The sequence below is a fragment of the Ferdinandcohnia sp. GQ5 genome (genome assembly GCF_059759275.1).
The window spans coordinates 23,012-49,881 of record NZ_JCAXEW010000002.1 but is presented as its reverse complement, the minus strand read 5'-3'; the positions used below and the strand labels follow the sequence as shown (position 1 = coordinate 49,881).

General features: G+C 35.7%; 25 protein-coding genes and 1 pseudogene. 25 read left to right on the top strand and 1 reads right to left on the bottom strand.

Going from position 1 to position 26,870, the window contains the following annotated elements; all coding sequences use genetic code 11:
• Positions 1-46: 46 nt before the first annotated feature.
• The 5 genes and pseudogenes from AC6CHV_RS02285 to AC6CHV_RS02265 all read left to right on the top strand — a co-directional run.
• Entirely contained in the window at positions 47-994 is a 948-nt protein-coding gene (locus AC6CHV_RS02285; RefSeq protein WP_341331501.1) for a carbohydrate ABC transporter permease, read from the top strand.
• Positions 991-1,812 (top strand): carbohydrate ABC transporter permease, encoded by an 822-nt coding sequence (locus AC6CHV_RS02280; protein ID WP_440272545.1) that lies wholly within the window; start codon positions 991-993, stop codon positions 1,810-1,812. The genes AC6CHV_RS02285 and AC6CHV_RS02280 overlap by 4 nt, the downstream gene beginning before the upstream one ends.
• A gap of 17 nt (positions 1,813-1,829) precedes the next feature.
• On the top strand, positions 1,830-2,948 hold the full coding sequence (locus tag AC6CHV_RS02275; RefSeq protein ID WP_440272546.1) for a Gfo/Idh/MocA family protein: 1,119 nt from the start codon (positions 1,830-1,832) through the stop codon (positions 2,946-2,948).
• 13 nt (positions 2,949-2,961) lie between these two features.
• Positions 2,962-4,011, top strand: coding sequence for a Gfo/Idh/MocA family protein (locus AC6CHV_RS02270; protein ID WP_498078000.1), 1,050 nt, complete (start codon positions 2,962-2,964; stop codon positions 4,009-4,011).
• A 108-nt stretch (positions 4,012-4,119) separates the two neighbouring features.
• A pseudogene (locus AC6CHV_RS02265) lies at positions 4,120-4,372 on the top strand (sugar phosphate isomerase/epimerase); the annotation flags it as partial.
• 412 nt (positions 4,373-4,784) lie between these two features.
• On the opposite strand, the gene AC6CHV_RS02260 reads toward AC6CHV_RS02265, so the two are convergent.
• Complete coding sequence (locus tag AC6CHV_RS02260; protein ID WP_498077999.1) at positions 4,785-5,171, bottom strand: VOC family protein; 387 nt, start codon at positions 5,169-5,171, stop codon at positions 4,785-4,787.
• Positions 5,172-5,500: 329 nt separating this feature from the next.
• Here AC6CHV_RS02260 and AC6CHV_RS02255 point away from each other — a divergent pair, with 329 nt between their 5' ends.
• The 20 genes from AC6CHV_RS02255 (at position 5,501) to AC6CHV_RS02160 (ending at position 26,650) form a co-directional block, all read left to right on the top strand.
• Positions 5,501-6,232: an IclR family transcriptional regulator domain-containing protein gene (locus AC6CHV_RS02255; protein ID WP_498077998.1), complete on the top strand. Its 732-nt coding sequence runs from the start codon at positions 5,501-5,503 to the stop codon at positions 6,230-6,232.
• Between the two features lie 19 nt (positions 6,233-6,251).
• A complete protein-coding gene (locus AC6CHV_RS02250) occupies positions 6,252-7,631 on the top strand; it encodes a hydantoin-5-propionate amidohydrolase (RefSeq protein ID WP_498077997.1) in 1,380 nt (459 codons plus the stop codon).
• 48 nt (positions 7,632-7,679) lie between these two features.
• Positions 7,680-8,768, top strand: coding sequence for a TRAP transporter substrate-binding protein DctP (dctP, locus tag AC6CHV_RS02245; RefSeq protein ID WP_498077996.1), 1,089 nt, complete (start codon positions 7,680-7,682; stop codon positions 8,766-8,768).
• Positions 8,769-8,876: 108 nt separating this feature from the next.
• Complete coding sequence (locus AC6CHV_RS02240; RefSeq protein WP_498077995.1) at positions 8,877-9,428, top strand: TRAP transporter small permease subunit; 552 nt, start codon at positions 8,877-8,879, stop codon at positions 9,426-9,428.
• 86 nt (positions 9,429-9,514) lie between these two features.
• A complete protein-coding gene (locus AC6CHV_RS02235) occupies positions 9,515-10,837 on the top strand; it encodes a TRAP transporter large permease subunit (protein WP_498077994.1) in 1,323 nt (440 codons plus the stop codon).
• A 256-nt stretch (positions 10,838-11,093) separates the two neighbouring features.
• Positions 11,094-11,990: a dihydrodipicolinate synthase family protein gene (locus tag AC6CHV_RS02230; RefSeq protein WP_498077993.1), complete on the top strand. Its 897-nt coding sequence runs from the start codon at positions 11,094-11,096 to the stop codon at positions 11,988-11,990.
• A 14-nt stretch (positions 11,991-12,004) separates the two neighbouring features.
• Complete coding sequence (locus AC6CHV_RS02225; protein WP_498077992.1) at positions 12,005-12,793, top strand: SDR family oxidoreductase; 789 nt, start codon at positions 12,005-12,007, stop codon at positions 12,791-12,793.
• Between the two features lie 96 nt (positions 12,794-12,889).
• Complete coding sequence (locus AC6CHV_RS02220) at positions 12,890-14,251, top strand: hydantoin-5-propionate amidohydrolase (protein WP_498077991.1); 1,362 nt, start codon at positions 12,890-12,892, stop codon at positions 14,249-14,251.
• A 14-nt stretch (positions 14,252-14,265) separates the two neighbouring features.
• A complete protein-coding gene (locus AC6CHV_RS02215) occupies positions 14,266-15,630 on the top strand; it encodes an MmgE/PrpD family protein (protein ID WP_498077990.1) in 1,365 nt (454 codons plus the stop codon).
• On the top strand, positions 15,623-16,831 hold the full coding sequence (locus AC6CHV_RS02210; protein WP_498077989.1) for an allantoate amidohydrolase: 1,209 nt from the start codon (positions 15,623-15,625) through the stop codon (positions 16,829-16,831). Before AC6CHV_RS02215 ends, AC6CHV_RS02210 begins: the two co-directional genes overlap by 8 nt.
• Positions 16,832-16,875: 44 nt before the next feature.
• Positions 16,876-17,835 carry an NAD(P)-dependent oxidoreductase gene (locus AC6CHV_RS02205; RefSeq protein WP_498077988.1) on the top strand — a complete coding sequence of 320 codons (960 nt, stop codon included), beginning with the start codon at positions 16,876-16,878 and terminating at the stop codon, positions 17,833-17,835.
• 99 nt (positions 17,836-17,934) lie between these two features.
• A complete protein-coding gene (gene lhgD, locus AC6CHV_RS02200; RefSeq protein ID WP_498077987.1) occupies positions 17,935-19,158 on the top strand; it encodes an L-2-hydroxyglutarate dehydrogenase in 1,224 nt (407 codons plus the stop codon).
• Between the two features lie 41 nt (positions 19,159-19,199).
• A complete protein-coding gene (gene nfsA, locus AC6CHV_RS02195; protein ID WP_498077986.1) occupies positions 19,200-19,937 on the top strand; it encodes an oxygen-insensitive NADPH nitroreductase in 738 nt (245 codons plus the stop codon).
• A 115-nt stretch (positions 19,938-20,052) separates the two neighbouring features.
• The gene (locus AC6CHV_RS02190; RefSeq protein WP_498077985.1) at positions 20,053-20,931 is read left to right on the top strand and encodes an alcohol dehydrogenase catalytic domain-containing protein; all 879 of its coding nucleotides are present in this window, start codon (positions 20,053-20,055) and stop codon (positions 20,929-20,931) included.
• Positions 20,928-21,386 (top strand): DJ-1/PfpI/YhbO family deglycase/protease, encoded by a 459-nt coding sequence (locus tag AC6CHV_RS02185; protein WP_498077984.1) that lies wholly within the window; start codon positions 20,928-20,930, stop codon positions 21,384-21,386. The genes AC6CHV_RS02190 and AC6CHV_RS02185 overlap by 4 nt, the downstream gene beginning before the upstream one ends.
• A gap of 239 nt (positions 21,387-21,625) precedes the next feature.
• Positions 21,626-22,411 carry an alpha/beta fold hydrolase gene (locus AC6CHV_RS02180; RefSeq protein WP_498077983.1) on the top strand — a complete coding sequence of 262 codons (786 nt, stop codon included), beginning with the start codon at positions 21,626-21,628 and terminating at the stop codon, positions 22,409-22,411.
• Positions 22,386-22,970 (top strand): TetR/AcrR family transcriptional regulator, encoded by a 585-nt coding sequence (locus tag AC6CHV_RS02175; RefSeq protein ID WP_341331508.1) that lies wholly within the window; start codon positions 22,386-22,388, stop codon positions 22,968-22,970. The genes AC6CHV_RS02180 and AC6CHV_RS02175 overlap by 26 nt, the downstream gene beginning before the upstream one ends.
• Positions 22,971-23,027: 57 nt before the next feature.
• Positions 23,028-23,717, top strand: a complete 690-nt coding sequence (locus AC6CHV_RS02170; protein ID WP_498077982.1) for an alpha/beta fold hydrolase — start codon at positions 23,028-23,030, stop codon at positions 23,715-23,717.
• Positions 23,718-23,802: 85 nt separating this feature from the next.
• Positions 23,803-25,041 carry an MFS transporter gene (locus AC6CHV_RS02165; protein WP_498077981.1) on the top strand — a complete coding sequence of 413 codons (1,239 nt, stop codon included), beginning with the start codon at positions 23,803-23,805 and terminating at the stop codon, positions 25,039-25,041.
• 286 nt (positions 25,042-25,327) lie between these two features.
• On the top strand, positions 25,328-26,650 hold the full coding sequence (locus AC6CHV_RS02160; RefSeq protein WP_498077980.1) for a TIGR00366 family protein: 1,323 nt from the start codon (positions 25,328-25,330) through the stop codon (positions 26,648-26,650).
• Positions 26,651-26,870: the final 220 nt, after the last annotated feature.

Below are 26,870 nucleotides of genomic sequence, written 5' to 3'. Positions count from 1 at the left end.
AGCCTCCCCTCTCTTACACATACATAAAAAAGGAGGGGGATATATAATGGAAACAACAGAAGTTAAAGTAACAAACACAAGGTCAATTGTAAATGTTGCATCTCGTACAAAACAAAACAAATTTAAAAGTGCATTAACCATCGGATTGTTTGTAGCACCAGCGTTAATCGTTTATTCAATTTATGTGATATACCCAATTTTAACAACGTTAATGTACAGCTTCTACGATTGGGATGGAATGGGTGTCGGAGTATTTATAGGACTACAAAACTATATTGATCTATTCAAAGATGCTATTTTCTGGAAGGCCCTTACAAACAATACCTGGGTTGTATTAACATCCGTTTTTGTTCAAATTCCATTAGGTTTAATCATGGCCCTTATGCTGTTTGCGCCTATTAAAGGGATTAGGTTTTTCAGCAGTATTTACTTTTTCCCGTTTCTTATGTCAACAGTTGCAATCGGAATGTTATGGGTATTGATGTTTGACCCAATCAACGGAATGATTAATCAGTTTATTAATTTGTTTGGCTTTGAAAATGTTGCGTGGTTGAGCCAGACTAACACTGCCCTTTTTGCTGTACTCCTCGTTATTGTATGGCAATTCGCACCTTTCTACATGATTCTTTTTAAAGCTGCGATTGTCGGAATTCCAGAAGATTTGTATGAAGCAGCGGAAATTGACGGCGCGAATCCTTTAACGAAGTTTTTTCGTATAACCCTTCCATTATTGATGCCAACCATTGTTAGTTCTTCGATATTAGCAATTGTCGGGTCGTTAAAAGCGTTTGATATATTCTATATTATGACCGGCGGAGGTCCTAACCATGGGACAGAGTTATTAGGTACGTATATGTTTAAGCAGGCATTTATTAACTTTAACATGGGGTATGCTAGTGCAATTGCCTTTGTGATGTTCTTTGTTGCACTTTTTGTCACCATTATTATTCAAGTGATGGATTATTATCGTAAAAAGAGAGGGGCCTACGTATGACGATTGGATTTAAAAAGATACCACTTTATGTCGTTGCAGTTTTATTGCTAGTCTTCACAGGTTTTCCCTTTTTATATATGATCTCAACATCATTGAAGACACAGGGTCAATTTTTTGAGAAGCCATTTGCACTATTTTCTTCTTTTAATCTCGAAAACTTCCAAACTGTCTTTGAAATGGGATTAAGCCGATACTTTATAAACAGTATACTTGTTTCTACTGTAGCAGTTTTTGCAGTAATGATTATTGCGGCTCTAGCAAGTTACCCATTAAGCAGAATGAAATTTAAATTAAATAAACTATTGTTTTTATTGTTTATTTCAGGAATGATGCTTCCTATTCATGCAACGCTTATTCCCATTTTTAAACTTTCGCAAAGCATGGGGGTACTTGATACTATTTGGGCATTGTTAGGGCCATATATTGCATTTAGTTTGCCAATTTCAATCTTTATTTTAACTCAATTTATGCAAGAAATTCCGAAATCACTTGAGGAAGCCGCGAAAATAGATGGATGCAATCACTTCCAAATCTTCTGGCGAGTTATTCTTCCAATGCTAACTCCTGCCTTAATGACAGTTTTAATCTATAATTTCATTCATTTGTGGAATGAATTTATCTTTGCACTAGTCCTAATTTCTAGTCCAGAAAACATGACATTACCTCTAGGTTTACAAGATTTTAAAGGCGAATTTTCAGTGAATATTCCTGGTTTGATGGCCGCTTTGACACTTGCTAGTCTTCCAATCTTGGTTGTCTATCTATTCTCACAAGAAAAAGTTGTAAAAGGTCTTGCTGGGGGTGCAGTAAAGGAGTAAAGAAAGGATGGTTAGAAATGAAAAAAGTGAAGATCGGTGTGATCGGTTGCGGAAATATTAGCGATGTTTATTTAACAAACTGTCAAACGTTTCAGAACCTTGAAGTGATAGCTGTATCAGATTTAGATTTAAACAAAGCTGCAGAAAAAGCATCAAAGTATAAAATCCGAAAGATTTTAACAGTTCAAGAGCTACTAGCAGACCCTGAAATTGAGCTTGTTATAAATTTAACAATTCCTCGTGCTCATGCTGATGTTTGTTTACAGGCTTTAGATGCAGGAAAACACGTATATGTTGAAAAGCCAATCTCAACAACCCTTAACGACGGTAAAAAAGTATTAGAAAAAGCCGAAGAAAAAGGATTAATGATTGGTGCTGCTCCAGACACCTTTTTAGGAGGGGGCATTCAAACCTGTAAAAAGTTAATCCAAGATGGGGCAATTGGCAAACCGATTGCGGCAACTGCATTTATGATGAAACATGGACCGGAAAGCTGGCATCCTGATCCTGAATTTTTCTACCAAGACGGAGCTGGACCTATGTTTGATATGGGACCATATTATATTACTGCACTTATTAATCTAATTGGTCCTGTTCGACGTGTAACAGGATCAGCTCAAATATCCCTTCCTGAGCGTACCATTACAAGTAAGGAAAAATACGGAAAAAAGATACAAGTCAATACACCTACACATGTCGCAGGCATTCTTGATTTTGAAAATGGTGCGGTTGGCACGCTTATTACAAGTTTTGATGTATGGGGGTCGAGAACACCGTTTATTGAAATTTATGGAACAGAAGGAACTTTAAGTGTTCCTGATCCAAATACATTTGGTGGGCCCGTCTTGATTCGTAAACCAGGGGAGGTCGAATGGGAAGAAATTCACTTAACGCATGGATTTACAGAAAACAGTCGCGGGCTTGGGGTTGCTGATATGGTAGCTGCCATTCACTCAAACAGACCTCCACGTGCATCTGGAAAACAGTCCTATCATGTACTTGAAGTGATGCATGGCATTTACGAATCTTCATTAAATGGTATGCATTATATAATGAAAAGTACTTATGAACAGGCTGCCCCACTTCCTGTGAACGGAATAGAAGAATTAAAGAATAACAATGTTAAAACTTATTAGGGAGGAATTTATTATGAGTAAAGTAAAAGTTGGTGTAATTGGATGTGGAGCTATAGGAAGACGTCGTCACCTTCCGGAATATGCGGCACATGAAAATGTTGAAATTGTGGCTGTCTGTGACATTGTTGAGGAACGCTCTAATGAAATGGCTGAATTATACGGGGCAACCGCATATGTGGATTATACAGAATTGCTAAAAAATGAAGAAATTGATGCTGTAAGTGTTTGTTTGCCAAATGCTATGCATGCGCCAGTTACGATTGATGCATTAAATGCCGGAAAACATGTGCTATGCGAAAAGCCAATGGCTACTTCAAGGCAAGAGGCTGAAGAAATGATTCAAGCATCAATAGAAAACAATAAAAAACTGATGATTGCCCATAATCAGCGCTTTGTTGCTTCACACGTAAAAGCAAAGCAGATTCTTGATAGTGGTGAAATTGGCAAAGTTTATAGCTTTAGAACAACATTCGGACATCCCGGGCCAGAACAATGGAGCGTTGACGGAGCGACAAGCTGGTTTTTCGATAAGGAACGAGCTTTTATTGGTGCAATGGGTGACCTCGGCGTACATAAATCAGATTTAATTCGTTATTTGCTCGGTGAAATAGTAGAAGTTGGCTCATTTGTTCAGACGAGTGCAAAGGAAAACACAGATGTCGATGATAATGCGGTTTGTATCCTTAAAACAGAAAATGGGGTAATCGGTACATTAACAGCAAGTTGGTCGTATGTTACTGGAGGCGATAACTCAACAATTATTTATGGGGAAAATGGAGTACTAAGGCTTGAAGCTGACCCTGTACATTCATTAATCGTTGAATATAAAAACGGTGAAGTTGTGAAATATGAGTTAGATAAAATCCAATCAAATGAAGAAGGTGGGCAAACTAATTCGCATGTCATTGAAAACTTTGTTAATTGCATTATTAGCGACACGGTGCCACCAATAAGCGGGGAAGAAGGAATGAAATCACTTCAAGTAATATTAGCAGCACTTGAATCAAATGTAACGAAGCAGATAGTTCGCGTGAATACAGAAAAAGCAACTGTTTCAAAGTAGTTGATTTAACTCTTTTCTATTGTAGCTTTCGTCAGATTCTTTAGTATGTTTTTATCTATGAAAATAAATCAATCGGTGAAATACCGATTGATTTATTTTCACTTCTGTAATGTTAATATGTATGGCTTAACAGATATGAATCCTTACGGTGATATCCAAAATCGTGCTTGGACTTTTCGTTCCGTCGGATGTGGTCACACTGTGCAAAATGGTCTGATATGACAAGTGCTCTTCGCACCTATGGCTATGATTATGTTGTAAGTATTGAGCATGAAGACCCATTAATGTCGGTTAATGAAGGATATCAAATTTAAAATCGATTATGACTAACGAATCCCCAACCGAGATGTGGTGGGTGTAATTGTTTAATAGATTAAGCTAAAATTAAATATTTTGGAGCCTGTTATGGCGCAAGAAACTTTTATGTTCATGAATACCCATTGATTGGCAGTTCGGACAAAAAGTACTTATGTGTAGTTTAGTTATTATTGGCTGAATTAAGTAAATAAGGTTTACGTGAAATTTGCTACTTCAATATTGTTGTGATTTTTTTCGCTACTCAAATACTTTGGTTATCGTAGAATGATTCGTATAACAAATCTGATCAGCGGTTGGAGGAGTTAGTAGAAGAAATTTTTTCGTTGAGTTCTTATTACCACACTATACCTAAAATATAATAGTAGCGGAAAAAACTCCGCTACTATTCGTTTGGAATATGGAAATTTTTATAGGTTGATATACTTTAGCAAAGATAGTTGTCTTCATAAGAAGAATTAATTTGTACGTTCGACAAGTTGAAGTAATTCGCCATTAGGTCCATTAAAAAAAATCGTCTTTGCGCCATCAATAGCTATATTAGGAGTGTTTGTTTTAAAATTGATACCTTTGCTAGTAAAGTATGTAATAGATTCATCCATATTGTCGACTGTAAAAGCGATATGGTTAACTAATCCGTTTGGAGAATACGTTGCTATTGGTACTAGATCTTGGATTAGTTCAATTTCGTAATCTGGATCATTTTCGAGGTAAATAAAGACCATTTCTCTTCGTTCATTATTTCCTCTGTTTCTTACTTTAAAACCAAATGTTTCCGCATAATATTTAATAGATTCATCCATATTCTTAACGATTATTGCCGTGTGTTCAATTTTCCTAATCATACTTAACACCTCTTTCAGACTGTTATTGTTATTTTCTTATAATTCTAATACTTCGTTCTCTTAAAGTGAAGGGTAATATTATTTTTTTTGTAAGATTGAAAGAATAACAGTGGGCTCAATGTAACCTGTTTTAAAATGAATGAATACGGACGAATATTAAGAATGTTTATAATATAAAATAAACATTGAAAATTATATTGACGAAGTGGATTATTTTACAGTATAGTAATTATATCATCTTTTGATAATTAATTATCAGTTATCACTTATCACTTATTAACTGATACATATCGCATTATGGACTAGGTTTTGTATTAGGAGGATTTTTTGTGAGCACTGAAAAGATTTTTTCAATTTTGGATTTATACAGTGAAAAGAAAACACATTTATCTGTAGCGGAAATTTCAAATCTATTGGATGTTCCGCAGAGTAGTGTTTATAGACACGTAAGGGTTTTAAAAGAAAATGGATTTTTAATTGAAACCGATAGAGGGGAATATCAATTAGGATATCGTTTCATCGATTTTGCCAATATAGTAAGACTAGATAACAGTTTATCAAAAATATCCTTATCTTATATGAAAGATTTAACAAACGATTTAGGGGAAACAACGATTTTGAGTGTTTTATCAGATATGTATGCTGTTTGTCTAGAAACGGTTTCATCTATGAGGCCAGTAAAGGTTTCTTCAGAACAAGGTAAAATTATGCCACTTTATACTGGTGCATCATCTAAAGCTATTTTAGCCTATCAGAGTCAAGAGTTAGTAGACAAATTATTTATAAAAGGGATGGTGAAAAAATATACCGAAAGCACATTAGCAACAAGAGAAGAATTAGTGGTTAATTTGAATGAAATAAAAGAAAAAGGATATGCAACCTCTGATGGAGAAATTGATGAAGGTGTTATATCGTTTGGGGTGCCAATTAGGGATTCGAAACAGCATGTGTTTGCTTCATTAGCAATTGCTGGCCCAAGAGAAAGAATGTTGAAAATAAATAAAGATGAAATTGTTATGAAATTAAGGAATGCTGTTACTAATATAGAAAAATACCTATAAAAAATAGTAGGAGGTATCTATGTCATATCAACTAGTGGTTAGAGGAAAGTTAATTTTAGAAAATGAAGAGGTTTTTGGAGAGATTGGAATTAACAATGGTAAAATAGTTGACATTCAAAAAGAACTGGGTGTCTTAGATTCTGAAAAATTATTAGACTTTGGTACGAATTATGTATTTCCAGGATTAATTGATGCACATGTTCATTGCTTAAGTAATCCAAATGAAGGATTTGAAACTACGAGTAGGGCAGCTGCTGTAGGTGGTTTTACCACGATAGTTGATATGCCTTACGATGTACCGGATCCAATTACCAATGTTAAAAGATTTGACGAAAAAGTTGAAAAGATTGAAAAAAGTAGTCTCGTAGATATGGGACTTTGGGCTACTATTACAAAGACTGGTGGTACAAACCAAATTAAGAAGTTGGCTGAACAAGGTGCTATAGCTTTTAAATTATCTACTCTCGAAGCAGATCCTTATCGTTTTCCTAGAATACCAGACTATGAAATTATAAAAGCTATGGAGTTAATTCAAGAAACCGGTCTTAGAATTGCATTTCACGCCGAAAACGATGAAATTATTAAAGAGCTAATTAAAGAATACACAAAAACTGATAAAACATATCCCCGTGCGCATATGGAAACTAGACCACCGGTTTCTGAAACTAGCGCAGTACTTAAACTTCTAGAGTTTGCTTATTGGACACAAGTAAAACTACACATCGTTCATGTAAGTCATCCAAGGACTATTGATCAAATTAATTACTTTAAGGATCAAGGAGTTAACATCACTTCCGAAACATGTTACCCATATTTACTGCTTAATGTAAGCGCTTTAGAAGAGTTCGGACCTAAAGCGAAAAATAATCCACCTCTAAGAACTAGTGAAGATGTTGAAGGGTTATGGAGACATCTTCTTAACAAAAAAATAGACATGATCACTTCCGACCACGTAGCTTGGGGTACTGAACATAAAAAAATAGAAGAAAATAATATATTTAAGTCTTCTCCAGGACTCTCAGGATTAGAAATAATGGCCACACTCTTATTTGAACACATGGTTTTAAATGGGAAATTTACTACCATTGATTACGCAAAGCTACTTGCTCAATATCCATCTGAAGTCTTCCAAATACCAAATAAAGGAAAGATTGAAATTGGTTACGATGCGGACTTCACTGTCATTGATGCAAATCAAACGTGGATAATAGACGAAAACAAATTACATACAAATGCAAAACTTACACCATTCCACGGAACCAAAGTAAGAGGGAAAATCGTCCAGACAATTGTAAGAGGGACTACAGTTTACGACGGAGAACAAGTTAGTATTGAACCAGGATTTGGGAAGGTTGTACGAGGATCTGCATACAAAGCTAAAGCAGAAAAGTTAATATAATACGGCTTTAATGAAACATCTATATATAACAATTAAGGGGGAATTGTGTTGAAAAAGTTAAAATTAGTTTCATTGATGTTAATTCTTGTCCTTTCATTGATTATTTCAGCATGTGGTAAAAAAGAAAATGCGAATAATGATACCTCAGGTGATGATTTTGAAATTACATTAACTTATTCGGATCATGATCCGCCAGGAGGTATGAGAACAAGTTTTGTTGAAGATGTATGGATTCCTGAAATTGAAAAGCAAACAAATTCTAAAGTAAAAGTAAATGTGAATTTCGGTGGAGCTTTATTAAATTCACAAGAAGTCTTAGATGGTGTAGCAGATGGAGTTACTGATATGGCTCTAATATTCCCAGACTTCTATCCTGAAAAACTATTTGGATTTCAAATATTTAAACTTTTCCCAGAGGCGCCTCAAAAGTGGGAAAATATCAACACTATCTATCAACAAGCATTCGAACAACTTCCGCAGCTTTCTGAAGAGTTAGAAAAACTAAATCAAAAACCGTTATTGATGACAGTTGGTCTTCCAACAGTTTTTGGATCTCCAAATAAAATTGAAAGTGTAGAAGATATTATTGGAAAAGGTTGGAGGGCATCAAGTCGTTGGCATTTAGAATCTCTAAAACATATTGGTGCGAATCCAGTAAGTGTTCCTTGGGAAGATGTGTATATGTCCCTTGAAACTGGAGTTATTGACGGTGTTATGACAAATTATGATGGGTTCCATTTAATGAAGTTTCATGAAGCAGCACCAGAAATTATAGTTGCACCACAATTATGGTGGTCCACTCCATTCTTGCATACTATAAATCTTGACAAATGGAACAGTATGCCAAAGGATATTCAAGATGGAATACTAAAGGCAACAGAGATTGCTCAGGAGAAGTTTGGTGAAGTTTATGCTAGTGAGTTGGAAGAAACGATTGAAGCACAACGTGCAGGTGGGGCAAATATCAAAATAGCTGATGAAGGTGACATCGAATATTTTACTGACCAAGAGTTGATTTCTAATTTAAGGAATACTTGGGTTAAAGAAGCTAAAGAAATGTATGGTATTGAAAATGCAGAAGAGTATATTGAAAAACTTGATAAAATTATGGAAGATAACCTAAATAAAGAAAAATAAATTTGGTGTATTCATAGTTCCCCCTTCTAATTAAGTAAGGAGGGGGAACTATTTAAAACTACTCCAATATAGGCATTGTTAACCTGAATTAGAAAGGAGTATGAAAAAATGAAAAAATTTTACCGTTCCTCAAGAAACATGGTAATCACCGTAAACAATAAATTAGCAGAGTTATGTGGGATATTATTATTTATTATTATGATATTACTTACGGTTAATCTCGTATCTAGGGAATTAGGCTTTGCTATCCCAGGTCTAACTAATTTGGCAGTATTGATCCTGTTGGCAGTTGTTTATTTGGGCTTAGGTCGTTGTGAATGGAATGATGAACATGCAGCAGTAGATATGATACCGAACGTGTTACCTCCAAAGCCAAAAAGATATAATAGTTTATTAGTAAATATATTAAAATTTATAGCCATCGCTATTTTTTTCTATGCTTCAATTGAAAGTGTAATAAGTTCTTTTCAAACAAAGGAAAGCTTTGCTGACGTAATAAGTATTCCTATATGGCCAACCAAGTTAGCAATTGTTATTGGTTTATTATTTTTTGCTTTAGAAGTCCTGTTCAAGATATTTGAAGACATTAATAGGATTATTACAGGTAAAGATATTGTAAAAGTAAATAATGATCATAATAATTCACAACATTTATTTTAACAATTTGTCTTTGGAACATTAAAAGAACAGGAGATATCCAAAAGTAGTTTCCTTGATTTATATTCATAAAAGAGGTGAGAATTATAATGCTAGAAGTGACCACGATCGGAATAATATGTATAGCACTGCTTTTAGTACTAATATTTTTGAGTGTTCCAGTTGGGATTTCGTTTATATTAAGTGGTTTGTTTAGTACATATTTATTGTTTGGGGCGGATAAATCTATATCTCTATTAACCGGGGCAGCATATTCATCAATTGCGGCTCCTAGCTGGACTGCAATCCCATTATTTATTTTACTTGGCTCCTTAGCAGTACAGTCAGGTTTTGCTAACAGGGCATATAAAAGTGCAGATGGTCTAACATCAGGACTACCAGGTTCAGTTGGGATAACTACTTGTTTTGGTTGTGCTGGATTTGGTGCTATTTCTGGTGCTTCAATTGCTGCAACTTCAGTATTTGGTAAAATGGCTTTACCAGAAATGAAAAAGATGGGATATAGTAATTCTTTTGCGTCTGGAATTATAGCTTCAGCCGGTACATTTGCTTCTATGATCCCACCGAGTATGATGATGATTATTTATGCATTGTTTACTAATACTTCTGTTGCGAAAATATTTTTTGCTGGAATTATTCCTGGAATTTTATCAGCAATAATCTTCTCTATTTACATTTTTTTTAAAGCAAAAAATGATAAGGAATTAACACAAAGACAACTGGCTCAACCTAAATTAAACTTTAAAGAAAGAGTAAGTCTCCTAAGTATGGCTTGGCCAATTTTATTAGTTGCTTTTATTATCTTAGGAGGAATATATACAGGACTCTTTACTCCTACCGAATCAGCTGCAGTGGGCTGTATACTTGTAGTAATTATTGGTTATTTTGGTGGAAGTTTTAGAAAGATGAGTGATTTTTCAAGTGCGCTTCGTGAATCTGCAAATACTACTTCAATGGTATTCCTTATAAATATTGGAGCATTGTACTATGGAAAAGTTTTAGTTTTAAGTCGTTTACCACAGGATATTACTTCTTATCTAACAAGTTTAAACCTTTCTCCAATGCTGGTTTTAATAGTCATTTGTGCTATATTCTTCATACTAGGGATGATTATGGTTCCAATCGGAATTTTTGCAATGATTCTACCAATCGTAATGCCAATTATAACCTCTTTAGGATATGATCCAATTTGGTTTGGAATAATTTGTTTGAAGTTAACAGAGATTGGTGCGGTTACTCCTCCTGTTGGTCTTAATGTATATGCATTAAAAGGTGTTGTTTCAAAGGAAATTACAGTAAATACAATTTTTAAAGGTATTTGGCCATTTGTATTCGTCGATGTTGTCATATTAATCATTCTAATTATGTTCCCACAAATTTCTTTATGGTTACCGAATCTATTATTTAATTAAAAAAATAAAAGGCAGAATGGGACATTAAACCTATTCTGCCTTATTATTAAAAATCTAATTAATTAGTGGGTTGGTTTAATAGAAAAATTAGAAAAGTCTAAAAGGTAGTTGAAAATTGTGAAAATATATGTTTATAATATTATTAACCTCTGATAAATAATAATCAATTATCATTATTTGATAAATGAAAACGTATACACAAATAAAATCAAAATACATAATTCTAATCGGAGGAAACCTATAAGGAGGATATACTATGTTAAAAGATGGAATTAACGTTATTACACTAACTCCCTTTGACGATCAGGGTAATATTGATGAAGATGGGCTGAAAAATTTAACGGATTTCTATATTGAATCTGGAGTTCATGGGATGACAATCTTAGGAATCATGGGTGAAGTTCATAAACTTACTGATAGTGAAAGATACAGGGTAATGGATATCGTATTAGAACATACAAACGGAAGAGTCCCAGTAATTGTTGGCTGTACTTCACAAGGTACTAATGTCGGGATTGAATTATCAAAAAGGGCTGAGCAAGCAGGGGCACATGCAGTAATGATAGCGCCACCAAGAAATTTATCAAATGAAGAAGCTTTATTCAAACATTATGCAGATATTGCAAATAGCATTTCAATTCCTGTTGTCGTCCAAGATGAACCAGTTACAACAGGTGTTAAAATGTCAGCTGCATTCTTGGCTAGACTTGCTGAAGAGATTCAAAACATAAAATATGTAAAGTTGGAAGAGGCTCCAACTACTGTAAAAATTACTAAGATTCTAGAATTAACTGATAAGTTAAAGATTTATGGTGGTTTAGGGGGAATGTATTTCTTTGAAGAATTAGACAGAGGAGCAATTGGCACAATGACTGGTTTTGCATTTCCTGAGGTGTTAGTTAAAACATTTAGTCTTTTCAGAGAAAACCGAAGAGATGAAGCAAGAGATTACTTTTATAGAAATTTACCGCTAATCAGATTCGAAGCACAGCTTGGTATCGGTGGGGTCACAATTCGAAAAGAAACATTTAAATTAAGAGGTGTTATAAATTCTAGTTTTGTAAGGAATCCTGGAAATCCTGTTGACCAAAAGACTATGGAAGAATTAGAAGAAATTATTAATTATGTCGGCTTGACATCAAATCAAAAATAAAAAGGGGCATTTATATGGATTTAGGATTAAAAGATAAGGTTGCATTTGTTTGTGCTTCAAGTAAAGGTCTTGGAAAAGCTTGTGCATTGGAATTGGCAAAGGAAGGTGCACATGTAGTTATTTCAGGAAGAGATGAAAAAGAACTTCAAGAATCTAAAAAACAAATTCAATCTTTAACGAATAGTGAAGTAGATTATGTTGTCTGCGATATTACGAAGAAAGAGGACATTGAGAAGTCAATCAAGTATACTGTTGAAAAGTTTGGTAAAGTTGATATTTTAATAAACAATGCTGGTGGTCCACCAAGCGGAAATTTTGAAAAATTTTCTGATGATGATTGGTATAAAGCATTTGACTTAAATTTATTAAGTTATGTTCGTTTTATTCGGGAAGTGCTTCCATACATGAAAGAGCAAAAATGGGGAAGAATTATAAACCTTGCTTCCTCATCAATAAAACAACCAATACCAGGATTACTTTTATCTAATACTTTTAGAGCGGGGGTAGTAGGACTTTCTAAAACATTATCAATCGAGTTAGCAGACTCTAATATTCTAGTTAATACAATTGCTCCTGGTAGAATATTGACAGATAGAGTAAGAACATTAGATAAAATTAAATCAGAAAAATTAGGGATTTCTGTTGAAGAAGTTGAAACTGAATCCAAGAAAACGATCCCACTAGGAAGATACGGTGACACTGAGGAATTTGGTAAAGTTGTTGCATTTATTGCATCAGATGTAAGTTCATATGTAACGGGTTCTTCAATCCTTATTGATGGTGGAATGGTAAAGTCAATATAAATTCGGGTGGTATTTTACCACCTTTTTTCTCTTAAGTAGATGGCAGTAATTATAATTTACCTAGAGTAACAGTATTACAGAGAGGGGAAAAGCAAAATGACACAATATGACACAGTTGTTAAAGGGCAAATAGTACTTGAAGATAAGGTAAAGTACGGCAAGATTGGGATTATCGATGGGAAAATTGAAAAAATTGCAGATTTTGATGAACACTTAAGTTCAAAAGAAGAGATTGATGTTGGAAATAATTTTGTTTTCCCAGGGGCAATTGATGTTCATGTTCATTGTTTCAGTAATCCGAAGGAAGGATTTCTAAGAGCAAGTTCGTCAGCCGCTGCAGGAGGTGTAACCACATTTCTTGATATGCCATATGACTTACCTAATCCTGTAAACAATGTAGATCAATTTAAGAAAAAAGTAGAATCCCTTGAGCAGGAAGCAATTGTAGACATTGGTCTATGGGGAACAATTTCTAAAAAACATGGTACAGAACAAATTATTCCTTTAGCAAAAGCAGGAGCAATGTCATTCAAGATGTCTACATTTGAGACTGATGAATATCGTTTTCCTAAAATTCCTGACTCAGAAATTCTAAAAGCTATGAAAATATTAAGTGATTTGGACATTTTAGTTGCATTCCACTCAGAAAATGATGAAATCATAAAAGATCTTATAAAAGAATATGAAAATAATAATAAAGTGTATCCAAGGGCCCATATGGAAACGAGGCCACCTGTAACAGAAACAAGTAGTGTTCTTCCTTTAATGGAATTTGCGTATTGGACGAATGCAAAATTACATATTGTACATGTAAGTCACCCTCGAACTATCGATTTAATTCAATATTTTAAAGCTCAAGGTGTTAAAGTATCCGCAGAAACATGTTATTCATATTTACTACTGGATGTAAATGATTTAGAGGAATATGGTCCTGAAGCAAAAATTAATCCACCTTTACGTGAACGTGAAGATGTTGAATTACTGTGGGAGCGTTTAAAAAACGAAAAGATTGATTTAATTTCATCAGACCATGTGCCTTGGCAAAAAGAACAGAAAACGGTTGGAAATGACAATATATTTAAAGCTGCCTCTGGAACGACAGGTTTGCAAATTATTGTACCACTTATGTTTGACAGTATAGTTTCAAAACGTGGTTTAAGTCCAGTTCAGTTTGCTAAATTGATGTCACAGCATCCAGCAGAAACATTTAGTATCAGGAATAAAGGAAAAATTACAGTAGGATACGATGCGGACTTTATGGTTATTGACCCTAATGATACCTGGAAGATAGACGCATCAAAATTTTACTCATACTCAGATTCTTCTCCTTTCCACAATCGTGAAGGCAAAGGTAAGGTTGTTCAAACTATTGTGAGAGGAAAAACTGTATATGACGGTCAAAATATTGTTGTTAATCCTGGTTATGGAAAATTTGTAAAAGGTTCTGCTGCTGAATAGTAGGAGGGATTCAAATGTCCAATACGTTTAAAGATTTCTTATCTCAATTACTAAAAAAAGATAACTTTTCAGAAGATACAATTACAAAGGCAAAGTGGATCATAATCGATACAATTGTAGCAGGGCTATACGGGATTAAAACGGAAGAACCTCTGCAAAATTATATTAATAGACTAAGGAATAAAGCTGATTCACAGGACAATACCATACCAATCATGGGGACTAATATACAGACATCCATAAAAAACAGCACGATTATTCACGGTACAGCGATTGTATCTAATGAACTTGATGAAGGAAATACGTTTGCTAAAGGTCATCCAGCAGCACATTTATTACCAACCATGTTAGCGAGTGCTATTGAATATAATGCAACAGGAACTGAATTTATACGGGCATTTATACTTGGTTACGAGGTGAGTGCTCGTCTAGCTTATGCCAGTCGAATGAAAGACTACATGCACCCACATGGTACATGGGGAAATGTCGGGGGAACAGTTGCAGCAGGGATCTTAGCTAAAAAGAAAAATGAGGATATTGTTGAAGCTGCAATGCTATCTGCTACTCTACCCATTGCAACTACATGGGAGGCAGCAGAAAAAGGCATTACCGCTAGAAATCTTTATACTGGGATCGGTAATTACCTAGCATACGAAGCCCTTGAATTACAAAGCTACGGATTTAAAAGTTCAACTCATGTTGTAGATGATATCTGGAGTAACATTATGTCTGATGGATTTGATGATCTGAAGCTGTTTGAAGAATTGTTTTCACCACCTCTAGTTGAAAAAAACTATTTTAAATTATATCCTTCTTGTCGTTTTACACATGGTGCTATAGATGCTTTGAATAATCTAATAAGAGAAGGTCCAATAGAAATTGAAGATATACAAGAGATTACAGTAGAAACATTTAGCTTGGCAGCAAGATGTAAGAACCCTATTCCACAAACACCTTTAGAAGCAAAATTTTCAATCCCATTTATGCTATCAACATTATTACATGGAACGAGTTTATATAATACTAATAAGAATCATATATTGTTCAACTCTTCTATCCAATCGTTATCAACAAAGATTACAGTTCTAGAGAGCTCAGAACTCACTGCAATGCTCCCTAAAAATAGAACTACACGGGTCACAATCAGATTTAAGGACAACCGACAAAAAAGTAATACAGTATATACAGCGAGCGGTGAATATAGTCTTCCATTTGAAAAAGAAAAACTAGTGGAAAAGTACAATTCTATGCTCCAAGATCATTATCCATCCAATTTATTAGTAAATCTGATGCAAAGTACATTTGAGTTGGAAACTTACACATCTATTATAGAATGGGTCAATACTTTTTCATTAATAAAGGTGAGTGAAAATGAGTAATCAAAAAATTAATATCGATAGAATAAAACAAGATTTGTTGAAAGTAGGTTCTATTAATTCAGTAAACAAGGGTTATAATCGCTTAGCTTTTTCTATGGAAGAGAAACAAGCAATGGAGTGGTTAAAAGAAGAGTTAATTAAAATTGGCCTGTCAGTGTCCGTAGATTCTGTCGGTAATGTATTTGGTAGGTTAGGTAGTACAGAACAACCTGCAATTGCCTTTGGTTCACATCTGGATACTGTAAAAAACGGTGGTCTCTATGATGGTGCCCTTGGTGTCATTATTGGATTGGAATGTTTGAGAACCCTACGTGAAAATGGGTATGATGGGAATCCATTGGAGTTAATTTGTTTCATCGGAGAAGAAGCAAACCCCTTAGGTGGTACGTTTGGAAGTAGAGCCATTGGTGGCCTAATAAATGATGGGGGAATACCAGATTCAATTCTGGAAAAGTTCGGGTATACATTTGAAAATATAAAAGAAGCACGAAAAAGTAGTGAAGATTTTATTTCTTTTTTAGAATTACATATTGAGCAAGGAAGTGTGTTGGAAACAAATAAAAAACAAGTCGGTATCGTAACTTCTATTGCAGGCATATCAAGAATGCATGTTCGAGTCAAGGGAAAGGCAAGTCATTCTGGTACAACACCTATGAAGTTAAGAAACGATGCCTTATTATCAGCATCATCTATAGTTTTGCAGGTTAACAATCTTGCAACAAACTTAAACAGTGATATCGTGGCTACAGTTGGAAAGATGGAAGTACACCCGAATTCAGAAAATGTGGTACCAGGTGATGTTCAGTTAACGATAGAAATAAGAGGAAGCGACTGGGAAGAACTGAAAAAATTTGAACGAGAATTAAAAGACTGGATGATAGATAGTTTTGATGTAGAGATAGAAGAAGGTGTTCAAAAACGACCGAGTTCCTTATCTAAGAATGTACAAAAAGTAATTGATTATGCCTGTAATAATTTGAATGTGGACTATCAATATATCGTTAGTGGGGCTAATCATGATGCAAACTCCTTAACGGGTATTACGGATGTCGGAATGATATTCATTCCTAGTAAGGATGGACTAAGTCATCATCCTGATGAATTCACCTCTTGGGAGGAAATAGAGATTGGTGCAAATGTAATGCTTCATTCTATATTGGAACTTTCAAAGAGAACTTCTAATCTTAAGTTGAAAGCATAGCTACTTAATAAAAAATCCTTGTAATTATAGTTTGGTGGGATATTATGGAAAAGGTTATATACTTTGATGATATATCAGATAATCTTAAAAAGTTGATTCTTGAAAGGGTTCCTTCCGATATATCACTATATTTTTGGAATGAACTCACAGTTAAACAAAAAGAACAAGCAATAAGTCAAGCCGAATATTTTATGTTGACAGCATTTAAAATAGATAAAAAAATTCTTCTATCAGCAAAAAGGTTAAAATTTATTCAAAAGATCGGAATTGGTCTAGACAATATAGACCTAGAGACTGCTAAAAATTTATCTGTACCTGTTTCTAATACACCTGGTGGAAATTCAACAAGCGTCTCAGAGCTAACAATATTATTCATTTTAGCTCTTTACCGAAGATTAGTAGAATTAGACCGAGCAACAAAAGAAGGAAAATGGCTCTCCTGGGAGTTCCGTTCTTCTTCATATGAAATGCTCGGAAAAACCCATGGACTAATAGGTATGGGAAACATAGGGTATGAAACTGCCAAGAGATCATATGCCTTCGGAACAAAAATTGTCTATTACGATACTAGAAGGTTATCTGATGACAAAGAAAAGGAACTTAATGCACAGTATGCTAGCCTTGAAGAGGTATTAAAAGTTTCAGACATAATTAGCTTACATGTCCCTCTTTTACCAGAAACAAAGGGATTAATAAATATGAGTAACATAATAAAGATGAAAAAAAATGCTATTTTAATTAATGTTGCACGTGGTGGAGTGGTAAATGAAAAAGACCTTTACTATAGTCTTAAAGACCGTCTTATTCTTGGTGCAGCAATTGACGCATGGGAAGAAGAACCTATTTCACTGGATAACCCTTTACTAACGTTAGATAATGTTATTTCGACACCTCATATTGGTGGAGGTACTGTTGATACATTTAATAGAGTTATTGAAATGGGTTTTGATAATATAAACCGAGTAAGATCAGGAGAATTACCTAAGTATGTTGGCAATAACTAAATTTATTTTATTCATCCAAAGCGGTTTGTAGGGGTTTTTACTAAAAACCCCTATATTTATTTTGTTTATAACATTTTAAAGAATGAAGGTGAACGAATTATGTATGATTTTACAATAATAGGTGGTGGTATAGTTGGATTGACCACTGCATTATCATTTATGGAATGTTATCCTCAAAGTAAAATACTAGTGTTAGAAAAAGAAGACTCATGGGCTAAACACCAAACAGGTCGAAATAGTGGTGTTATCCATTCTGGGATTTATTATAAGCCAGGAAGTTTTAAATCTAAATTTACAAGAGAAGGCAAGGAAGCGATTGTACGATTTTCTGCTAAACATGGAATAGAACATGAAATTTGCGGAAAGGTAATTGTTGCTACAAAGAATGAGGAAATTCCACGCTTAGAAAAACTTTTTGAACAAGGAAAGGCTAATGGTTTAAAAGTTAAAATGCTTCAGCGAGAAGAACTAATGGAGTTAGAACCTCATGCAAATGGATTAAAAGCAATACACGTTCCTGAAGCTGGAATCATTAATTACAAAGTGGTTTGTGAAAAAATAGTATCTTTATTAAAAGAGTGTGAACATGACTTATTGCTTAATCAGAAGGTAAAAAACATCGTTGAACGGGAAGACATGGTTACAATTGTAACAGAAACTAATAGTTATGAATCTCACTATGTTATTAATTGTGCTGGATTATATAGTGATCATGTTGCAAAGTTTGTGATGAGCAAGAATAAAAAACTGAAGATTGTACCATTTCGAGGAGAATATTATAAATTAAAAAAAGATAAACATTATTTGGTTAAAAACTTAATATATCCAGTTCCGAACCCGGAATTTCCATTTATGGGGGTTCATTTTACACGAATGATTGGAGGGGATGTAGAAGTTGGACCTAATGCAATTTTAAGTTTTAAGAGAGAGGGGTATTATAAAACTTCTTTTGAAATAAAAGAGTTTTTGGAGATGATATCATTTCCTGGAGTATGGAAATTGGGGGGGAAATACTGGAAAGAAGGTGTAAATGAATTTATTAGATCGGTTAGTAAGAAAGCATTTATCAAGGATGCCCGAAGGTTGATACCAGACATTGAAGAAGGTGATTTGGAATCAGCCCCGGCAGGAGTTAGGGCTCAGGCACTTTCGAGAGATGGAAAGCTTTTGGATGATTTTTATTTTGTGCATGGACAGAAGAGTATTCATGTGTGTAACGCACCCTCACCTGCTGCAACAGCGTCTTTTTCAATTGGAAAATCGGTTGTTGATTATTTTCGAAAGCATGTCGAAAAACAGAAAAGGAATAAAATTATTCACTAATTAATAATCTTCTTAAAGAACAGGAGGTTACTTTGTTATCTATGAATGAAGTGACAAAGTTGATGCAAAACCATCGTTCCATTAGAAAATACACCGACGAACCAATCCCCGATGATATGTTAAAACAATTATTTGATTCTGCTCAGTGTGCACCATCCTCTCATAATGTACAGGCGTACAGTATTATAGTTGTTAAAGATAAAATGAAAAAACAAAAGTTATCTGAAATATGTGCTAGACAGGGATATGTAAAAGAGTGCCCCGTTTTTCTAGTTTTTTGTGCTGATTTCTTTCGGTTAAAAGTTACAACGGATATGCATAATACAAATTTTGATATAGGAGAAATGGACAGTCTTTTTGTTGGTTGTATTGATACTGCTTTGGCAGCGCAAAATGTTATGATTGCTGCAGAATCCTTGGGTCTGGGTGGCGTTATGATTGGTGGAATTCGTAATGACCTACGAGAGGTTTCAACTTTACTTAAATTACCAAAATATACAATTCCACTTATGGGAATGTGTCTAGGCTTTCCCGCACAGGATGTATGGCAAAAACCTCGACTTCCACAACACGTTGTTGTTCATAAAGAATATTATAATGTTGATAAACTTATAGATGGATTACGGGAATATGAAGAGATATCGGCAGACTATTATAATAGAAGAACTAATGGAACCCGAAAAGAGGGCTGGACTAAACAGATGTCTAAGTATTTTAGCAGTTCCAGAAGACCAAATATAAAAGATTTTATTATTAGACAAGGTTTCGGTCTAAAGTAAGAAATCATGCAAGTTAAATTTAAAATACAAAATTTTAGTGTGAGCTATTATTTCAAAACTCTATTATGCTTTAAAATAATGAAAGCGTACAAAAAATATAAGGACGTGAGCATGGATGAAAGCTGCAGTAATCTATGGTGAAAAAGATGTTCGAATTGAGGATGTAGAAATTGCAGAAGTGACACAGGGTAAGGTGAAAGTAAAAGTAGCATGGACTGGAATTTGTGGTAGTGATTTACATGCATATCATCACGGTCTTGCTCTTGCTTATGAAGAACACCCTATTTCCAAACGTAAAGTTCCATTAGTTCTAGGGCATGAATTTGCTGGTACAGTTACGGAAGTAGGAGAGGGTGTAACAACTGTTTCTGTTGGAAATCATGTTGCAATTGAACCAATGCTATATTGTGGTGAATGTGAATCTTGTCGAAAAGGGTCATATAATCTGTGTGAAGTAGCAAATGTAGGTTTCCTAGGTTTAGCGGGAGATGGTGGATTTGCTGAATATGCAGTTGCAGATGAAAAGTATTTTCATAAATTACCAGAAAATATGACTCTCGAAGAAGGAGCACTTGTAGAACCAACTGCTGTTGCTTTCCATGCTGTACGTAAAAGTGGTTTGAAAGTTGGAGAATCTGCAGCTATTTATGGGGCAGGTCCTATCGGTCTATTAACACTTTTATGTGCACAAGCCGCTGGAGCTTCCGAAACATTTGTAATCGATATATCAGAAGAAAGATTACAAAAAGCAAAAGAATTAGGTGCTACATACGTAATTAATCCTTTGAATGAAGATGCTGTTGATAAGATAAATGCAGTGACAGGAACAGGTGTTGATGTTGCATTCGAAGCAGCAGGCGCCCAACCAACGTTCACTAGTGCATTTTCAAGTGTAAAACGTAGTGGAACAGTAATAGTTATCGCTGGATTTGGCAGTGAAGTAAGCCTTGATCCAAAGTTTTACTTGATAATGGCTATGAAGATTCAGAGATGAAGAATCCTTATGATGCAGTGAGTGAAGCGGGTCACGAAACTGTTGTAGTTGGAATTGAAAAAGGTGTAGAACTTAAAGGGAAGAAAGGTACAGTCTCTTATACTTCTGACCTTTCCATAAGTGAAGTAAAGGCTGACGACTATGATGCAGTTATTATTCCTGGTGGCTCTGCTCCAGAGGCACTTCGCGTCAATGATGAAGTCGTACAATTTGTAAAACAAGCCAATGAACAAGGAAAAGTGATTGCGGGTATTTGTCATGGACCACAAGTCATGATTAGTGCCGATATCCTAAAAGGGGTAAGCGCAACTTCGTACATTGGAATTCGAGATGATTTGAAAAACGCTGGATCAACATTCTTAGACCAAGAGGTAGTGGTTGACGGAAATATCATTACGTCTCGTACACCTAAAGACGAGCCAGCATTTATTAAAGAAATCTTAAAGAAACTTTAAATCGTATAATTTAAAGGTCTCTTCCGTTTTGGAAGAGGCCTTTTTTACTTCAAGTTTTCTAATACATCCATACTCGAGAAAAAGGGTCGGCGCCTTGGTGTGATAGGGTATTAGAGCGCTACGGAGAAGAGAAGTTAAATTTCAGATGATTCAAAATTTAAATTTAATTTTTCATTGACTAACCGTTCATTCAATAATAAAATAATGTGGAAAGTTCTGTAGAATGGGGAGGGGTTGTAATGGATTTATCTTTTGAGATTACTGGTAATGGTCATCCTGTTGTTCTTATTCATAGTGGTGGGTCAGATAGAAGACTGTGGAGTTTATTGATACCCTTTTTGTCTAAGCATTACAAGGTGATTGCTTTTGATGGCCGAGGTGCAGGCGAGTCACCAAACCCTATAAAACATACAAACTATGTTGAAGATGTACGGTCACTGTTGGATTACCTTGAACTTAAACAAGCAACACTTATCGGCCATTCTATGGGCGGACAAATTGCAACTGATTTAGCACTTACTTACCCTGAAAGAGTATCAAAGCTTGTATTAATTGCCCCCTCGTTAACTGGTTTTATCTATTCTAAAGAGTTTGAACAATATCATAACAAAATAATAGAAGCTGCCCCAAATATAGATAAGATGTTAGAGCTTGCCCTTTATTCACCAACCTATCAAGTGGTGATTCGTACTCCGCAAAAAGATCTCATTGTTCAAATGCTCAGGCAACACTTCGAGCGAATGCTTAAGTGGCCTGCAGATTTCTGTATGGATTGGCCGCAGCCGCCAGCGGTGGGACGATTAGGAGAATTAAAAACTAAAACATTATTTATGATTGGCAAACTGGATGTAGCAGATAATTTTCGAGTTGCTGAAGAATTTAAAAAGGTTCCAAACATCCGTTTTATCGAAATTAAGGATGCCGATCACATGATACCCCTCACTCATGCTAAAGTTTTATATCAAGATATCACTACATTTATAAAGGATGGAAGTAAAAATGCCTCGTACACCCGAAGAGAATGAACGTATACGCCAAGCAACGATAGAAAAAATACGCGCTGCAGCGATGGAGTTATTTATGAAACAAGGATATTACGCAACTTCGATAAGTGATATAGCGAAACATGCGAGGTTTTCGAAAGGATTACTCTATAACTATTACAAAGGAAAGGAAGAACTGCTTTCTGAAATGGTTAAGGATAGAATTGGGGAAGTGGCTGAAGTCATGTCAGAAGCTTTCTCCCTAGAAACACCTAAAGAACAGCTAACATCCATTGTGAATGGAGCCATTGACAATATTCACAAAAATCCTGAAGTCCATCGGTTTTATCTTCACCTTCAAACTCAACCAGAGGCTGATGTAGATTTGATTAAATACAGTCGTCTCATAATCGAAGAGAACGCGCGACTGTTTGAATTGCAATGTAAAATATTTGAAAGAATGGGAGAAAGTGAACCGAGGAGACGGTCGTTATATTTTTCTTCTGTGCTACAAGGGATCATGTTGATGATTGCAACCTATCCACAGAAGTTTCCAATAGAGGAATTAAAGCAGCAGATTATCAGGGAATTTTGTAATTAGAGACATTAAATAAAACGCGTTTCAAATAATGAAATCCTACAAAGGAGTGGGTTGGAGATGGAAACACGGGTAAATCAAATTAAATTGAATGGACTTACTTTTCAATATCGAGAGACTGGGGAACCAACTTCACCACCGATTGTTGCACTTCACGCACTGGGAACAAGTGCAGAATCTTGGAATCAAGTGGCTGCGGTATTAGGAGAAAATTACCGTGTATTAGCTTTAGATCAACGGGGGCACGGTGGGAGTGCAAGAACTAGTAAATACAGTTTTGAACTGATGAGTGAAGACTTACTTCATTTTGCCAATGCTATGAATCTAGAAAGGTTCATTCTAATGGGTCATTCGATGGGCGGAACAGTAGCCTATCTTTTCTCGGAAACATTTCCGACAAGGATTGAACGGTTAATTGTTGAAGACACACCACCACCTTTTCAAGGAAAGCCGATCGAGATTCCTTCTAAACCTGCTGATATTCTACCGTTAGATTGGGAGGTTGTACCATCGATACTGCAGCAACTTAATGAACCTAATCCCGAATGGTGGTTTCGACTTACTGATATTACTATGCCGACGCTCCTTTTAGGTGGTGGGTCTAGTCATATTCCTCAGCATAAATTGGAGGAAGTATCTAAGATAATTCCGAAATGTGAATTTGTGACGATAGAGTCTGCTGGGCATTTTGTTCATGATGACAATTTACACGGCTTTTTGTCAGCTGTAAAAAGTTTTCTAGATTCATAATTACTCTACCCATCAAAGCGGGGGGCGTGGTACTATAGTAGGAGTCTGGATATGAAAAAATTTTATAAATGAGAGGCAGTGTTTTATGGGAATGACAAAAGGTAAAGGCGTGCAGGCGAAGCCTTCAAGCAACATATTCTCAAATCGGATTGTTCTATCGATCATGAGTTCAAATTTCTTACTGCAACTAGGGATTTGGATACGTAACTTTGCAATACTTTTATATGTGACCGACATTACAAATAATGATCCGGTATATGTATCTCTTATTTCAGTAGCTGAGTTCGCCCCGATTTTCATCTTTTCTTTTATCGGAGGAACCTTTGCGGATAGATGGAAACCAAAGTTGACAATGGTCTGGTGTGATTTGTTGTCAGCTGTTTCGATATTTGTCGTATTACTTACATTGCTTTATGGTTCGTGGTATGTGATATTCTTTGCCACATTGGTTTCCGCAATTCTTTCACAGTTTTCCATGCCTTCTGCAATGCGTTTGTTCAAACAGCACGTACCTGAAGAACAGTTGCAGTCTGTCATGGCTATGTTCCAATCACTCATGGCGATTTTCATGGTTATCGGTCCGCTTATTGGAACATTCGTATATCAGAAATTTGGGATATACACTTCTATTGGAGTCATGGGCGTCATGTTCCTCCTTTCTGCAGTCGTTTTACTATCCTTGCCTAAGGATTTAGAAAAGGAAAAAACGGATACACAACCGGATTTCAAGAAGGAGCTTATGGACGGCTTCCGTTATGTGTTAAACCACCCAGTTTTGAAATCAATGGGTGCGATATTTGCAGCCTGTGGGTTGGCAGTCGGATTGGTCCAACCGTTAGCAATCTTTGTTGCCATAGAAAACTTGAACATGCCTAAGGATTTTATCCAATGGTTGCTAATGGCAAGCGGAATTGGAATGCTGATTGGAGGTGGTGTCATTTTTGCGCTGTCCAAAAAAGTGACACCTCAAAAGCTGTTGTCAATAGGGATTTTAGTAAGTGTTGTTGCGACTGTAGGAATTGGTTACTCTCATAGCCCTGGACTGACTATCGCACTTCAATTCATTAACGGTTTATTCCTGCCATGTATTCATATTGGAATCAACACGTTAATCTTGAGTAATACAGAAGAAAACTTTGTAGGGCGAGTGAATGGCGTATTGAACCCAATGTTCATGGGGATGATGGTCATCGGTATGTCTATGTCTGGTTTGCTGAAAGGAGCGCTTACCTTATCTGGAGTTTACCTAGCATCCGGAATCTTATTCTTAATCGGTGTCGTCTTTATTCTTCCATTATTCAAGCAAAAGATGCAGTCAGTGTAGTCTGATTGAATAACAATGGATAGTGCATGGTTAGCGACAATGACTTGGTCAATATTATACAAGAATAGGCCCAATGTAATTTAATATAAATTAAACGTTCGTTATCATTCTTAAGGTCTCTTCCGATTTGGAAGAGGCCTTTTTTAAGTTCACTTCTGAAAGAAGGAGTAAATACCTACTTTTCTTGATAATGAAATGTAACTAAAGTAAGGAAATACAGGCCTTTTTCATATTCAAAAACTACTAAGAATATACTGTAGCAAATAATGACTAAGGGAGTGAAGAAATGAAAGCGATAACAAATTTCTTTGTCCGATTGGTTCAACGTTTTCTTCCTGATGCCTTTATTTTTGCGATTATTCTTACCTTTTTAGTGTTCGTATTAGGCATCTTGTTTACAGAAAGCGGACCCGTTGAGATGGTTTCACATTGGGGAACTGGGTTTTGGGATTTACTCGCCTTTACCATGCAAATGGCTCTTGTCGTTGTAACGGGGTATGTATTAGCGAATGCACCTATTATCAAGAACTTTCTAGGTAAATTGAGTAATTTGGCGAAAACACCGGCCCAAGCAGTTATGCTTGTCACTTTTGTGTCAGCAATTGCTTGTTTAATCAACTATGGTTTCGGTCTAGTCGTAGGGGCCTTATTTGCTATCCATGTAGCAAGGCAAGTACCATCTGCAGATTTTCGTATTTTAGTAGCTGGAGCATATAGTGGATTTTTAGTTTGGCATGGAGGACTGTCTGGTTCCATTCCATTGACGGTTGCAACCTCTGGACATTTTTTAGAAGATAAAATGGGAGTCATTCCAGTAAGTGAAACCCTTTTTAGTCCAGCCAATCTCTTTATTGTGGCAGCCCTAGTCATTACATTACCATTGTTTAACCGTTATTTGATGAGAAATTCAAATACACTCGACCAAGATCGATCCGGATGGAAGCTGCCGGATGACACACCGAATATAATTAAATCAACTAATCCATCGACACCAGCCGAAAAAATTGAAAACAGTGTGACTGTCTCGATGTTAATCGGTATCATGGGTTTGGGCTTTATCGTCTATCATTTTGTTACCAAGGGCTTTGATTTAAATATTAATATCGTAAACTTTATTTTCTTATTCTTAGGAATCATGTTGCATAAAACACCGAAACAGTTTTTAGACACGGTCACAAACGGAGTCAAAAATGCAGGGGGAATTATCATTCAATTCCCGTTCTACGCAGGAATTATGGGAATGGTTACCTTATCAGGGCTTTCTCAGGAAATGGCATTATGGTTCGTCTCTTTTGCAAATGCTCAGACTTTACCATTTTTCTCATTCCTCAGTGGGGGATTAATCAACGTATTCGTTCCATCAGGTGGTGGCCAGTGGGCCGTTCAAGGACCAATTATGATCGAGGCAGCGGCTGCCATTAATGCGGACCTCGCGAAAACAGCAGTGGGTGTTGCATGGGGAGATGCCTGGACCAATATGATTCAACCGTTCTGGGCCTTGCCTGCTTTAGCAATTGCAGGCTTGCATATTCGTGATATTATGGGATTCTGTGTCATGATTCTCTTTTATAGCTTCATTCCAATCACGATTGGTCTATTATTGTTATAAAATGGGTTTTTCGTAAACTTTGTTGCTATTTTGTTCCGATTAAACAAAGGATATATTATTTACATCCAGTGATTTCAGTGGATGTACGAGATCCTCGAAAATGCTGGCATTTTCTTCGTGCGGTGTATGTTCAAGGAAGTAAATTCAACGTCCTGCGGGAATAGCGAGCCAGGCGAGACCCCGCAGTGAAGCGAGGAGGCTTGCGGATCGCCCGCGGAAA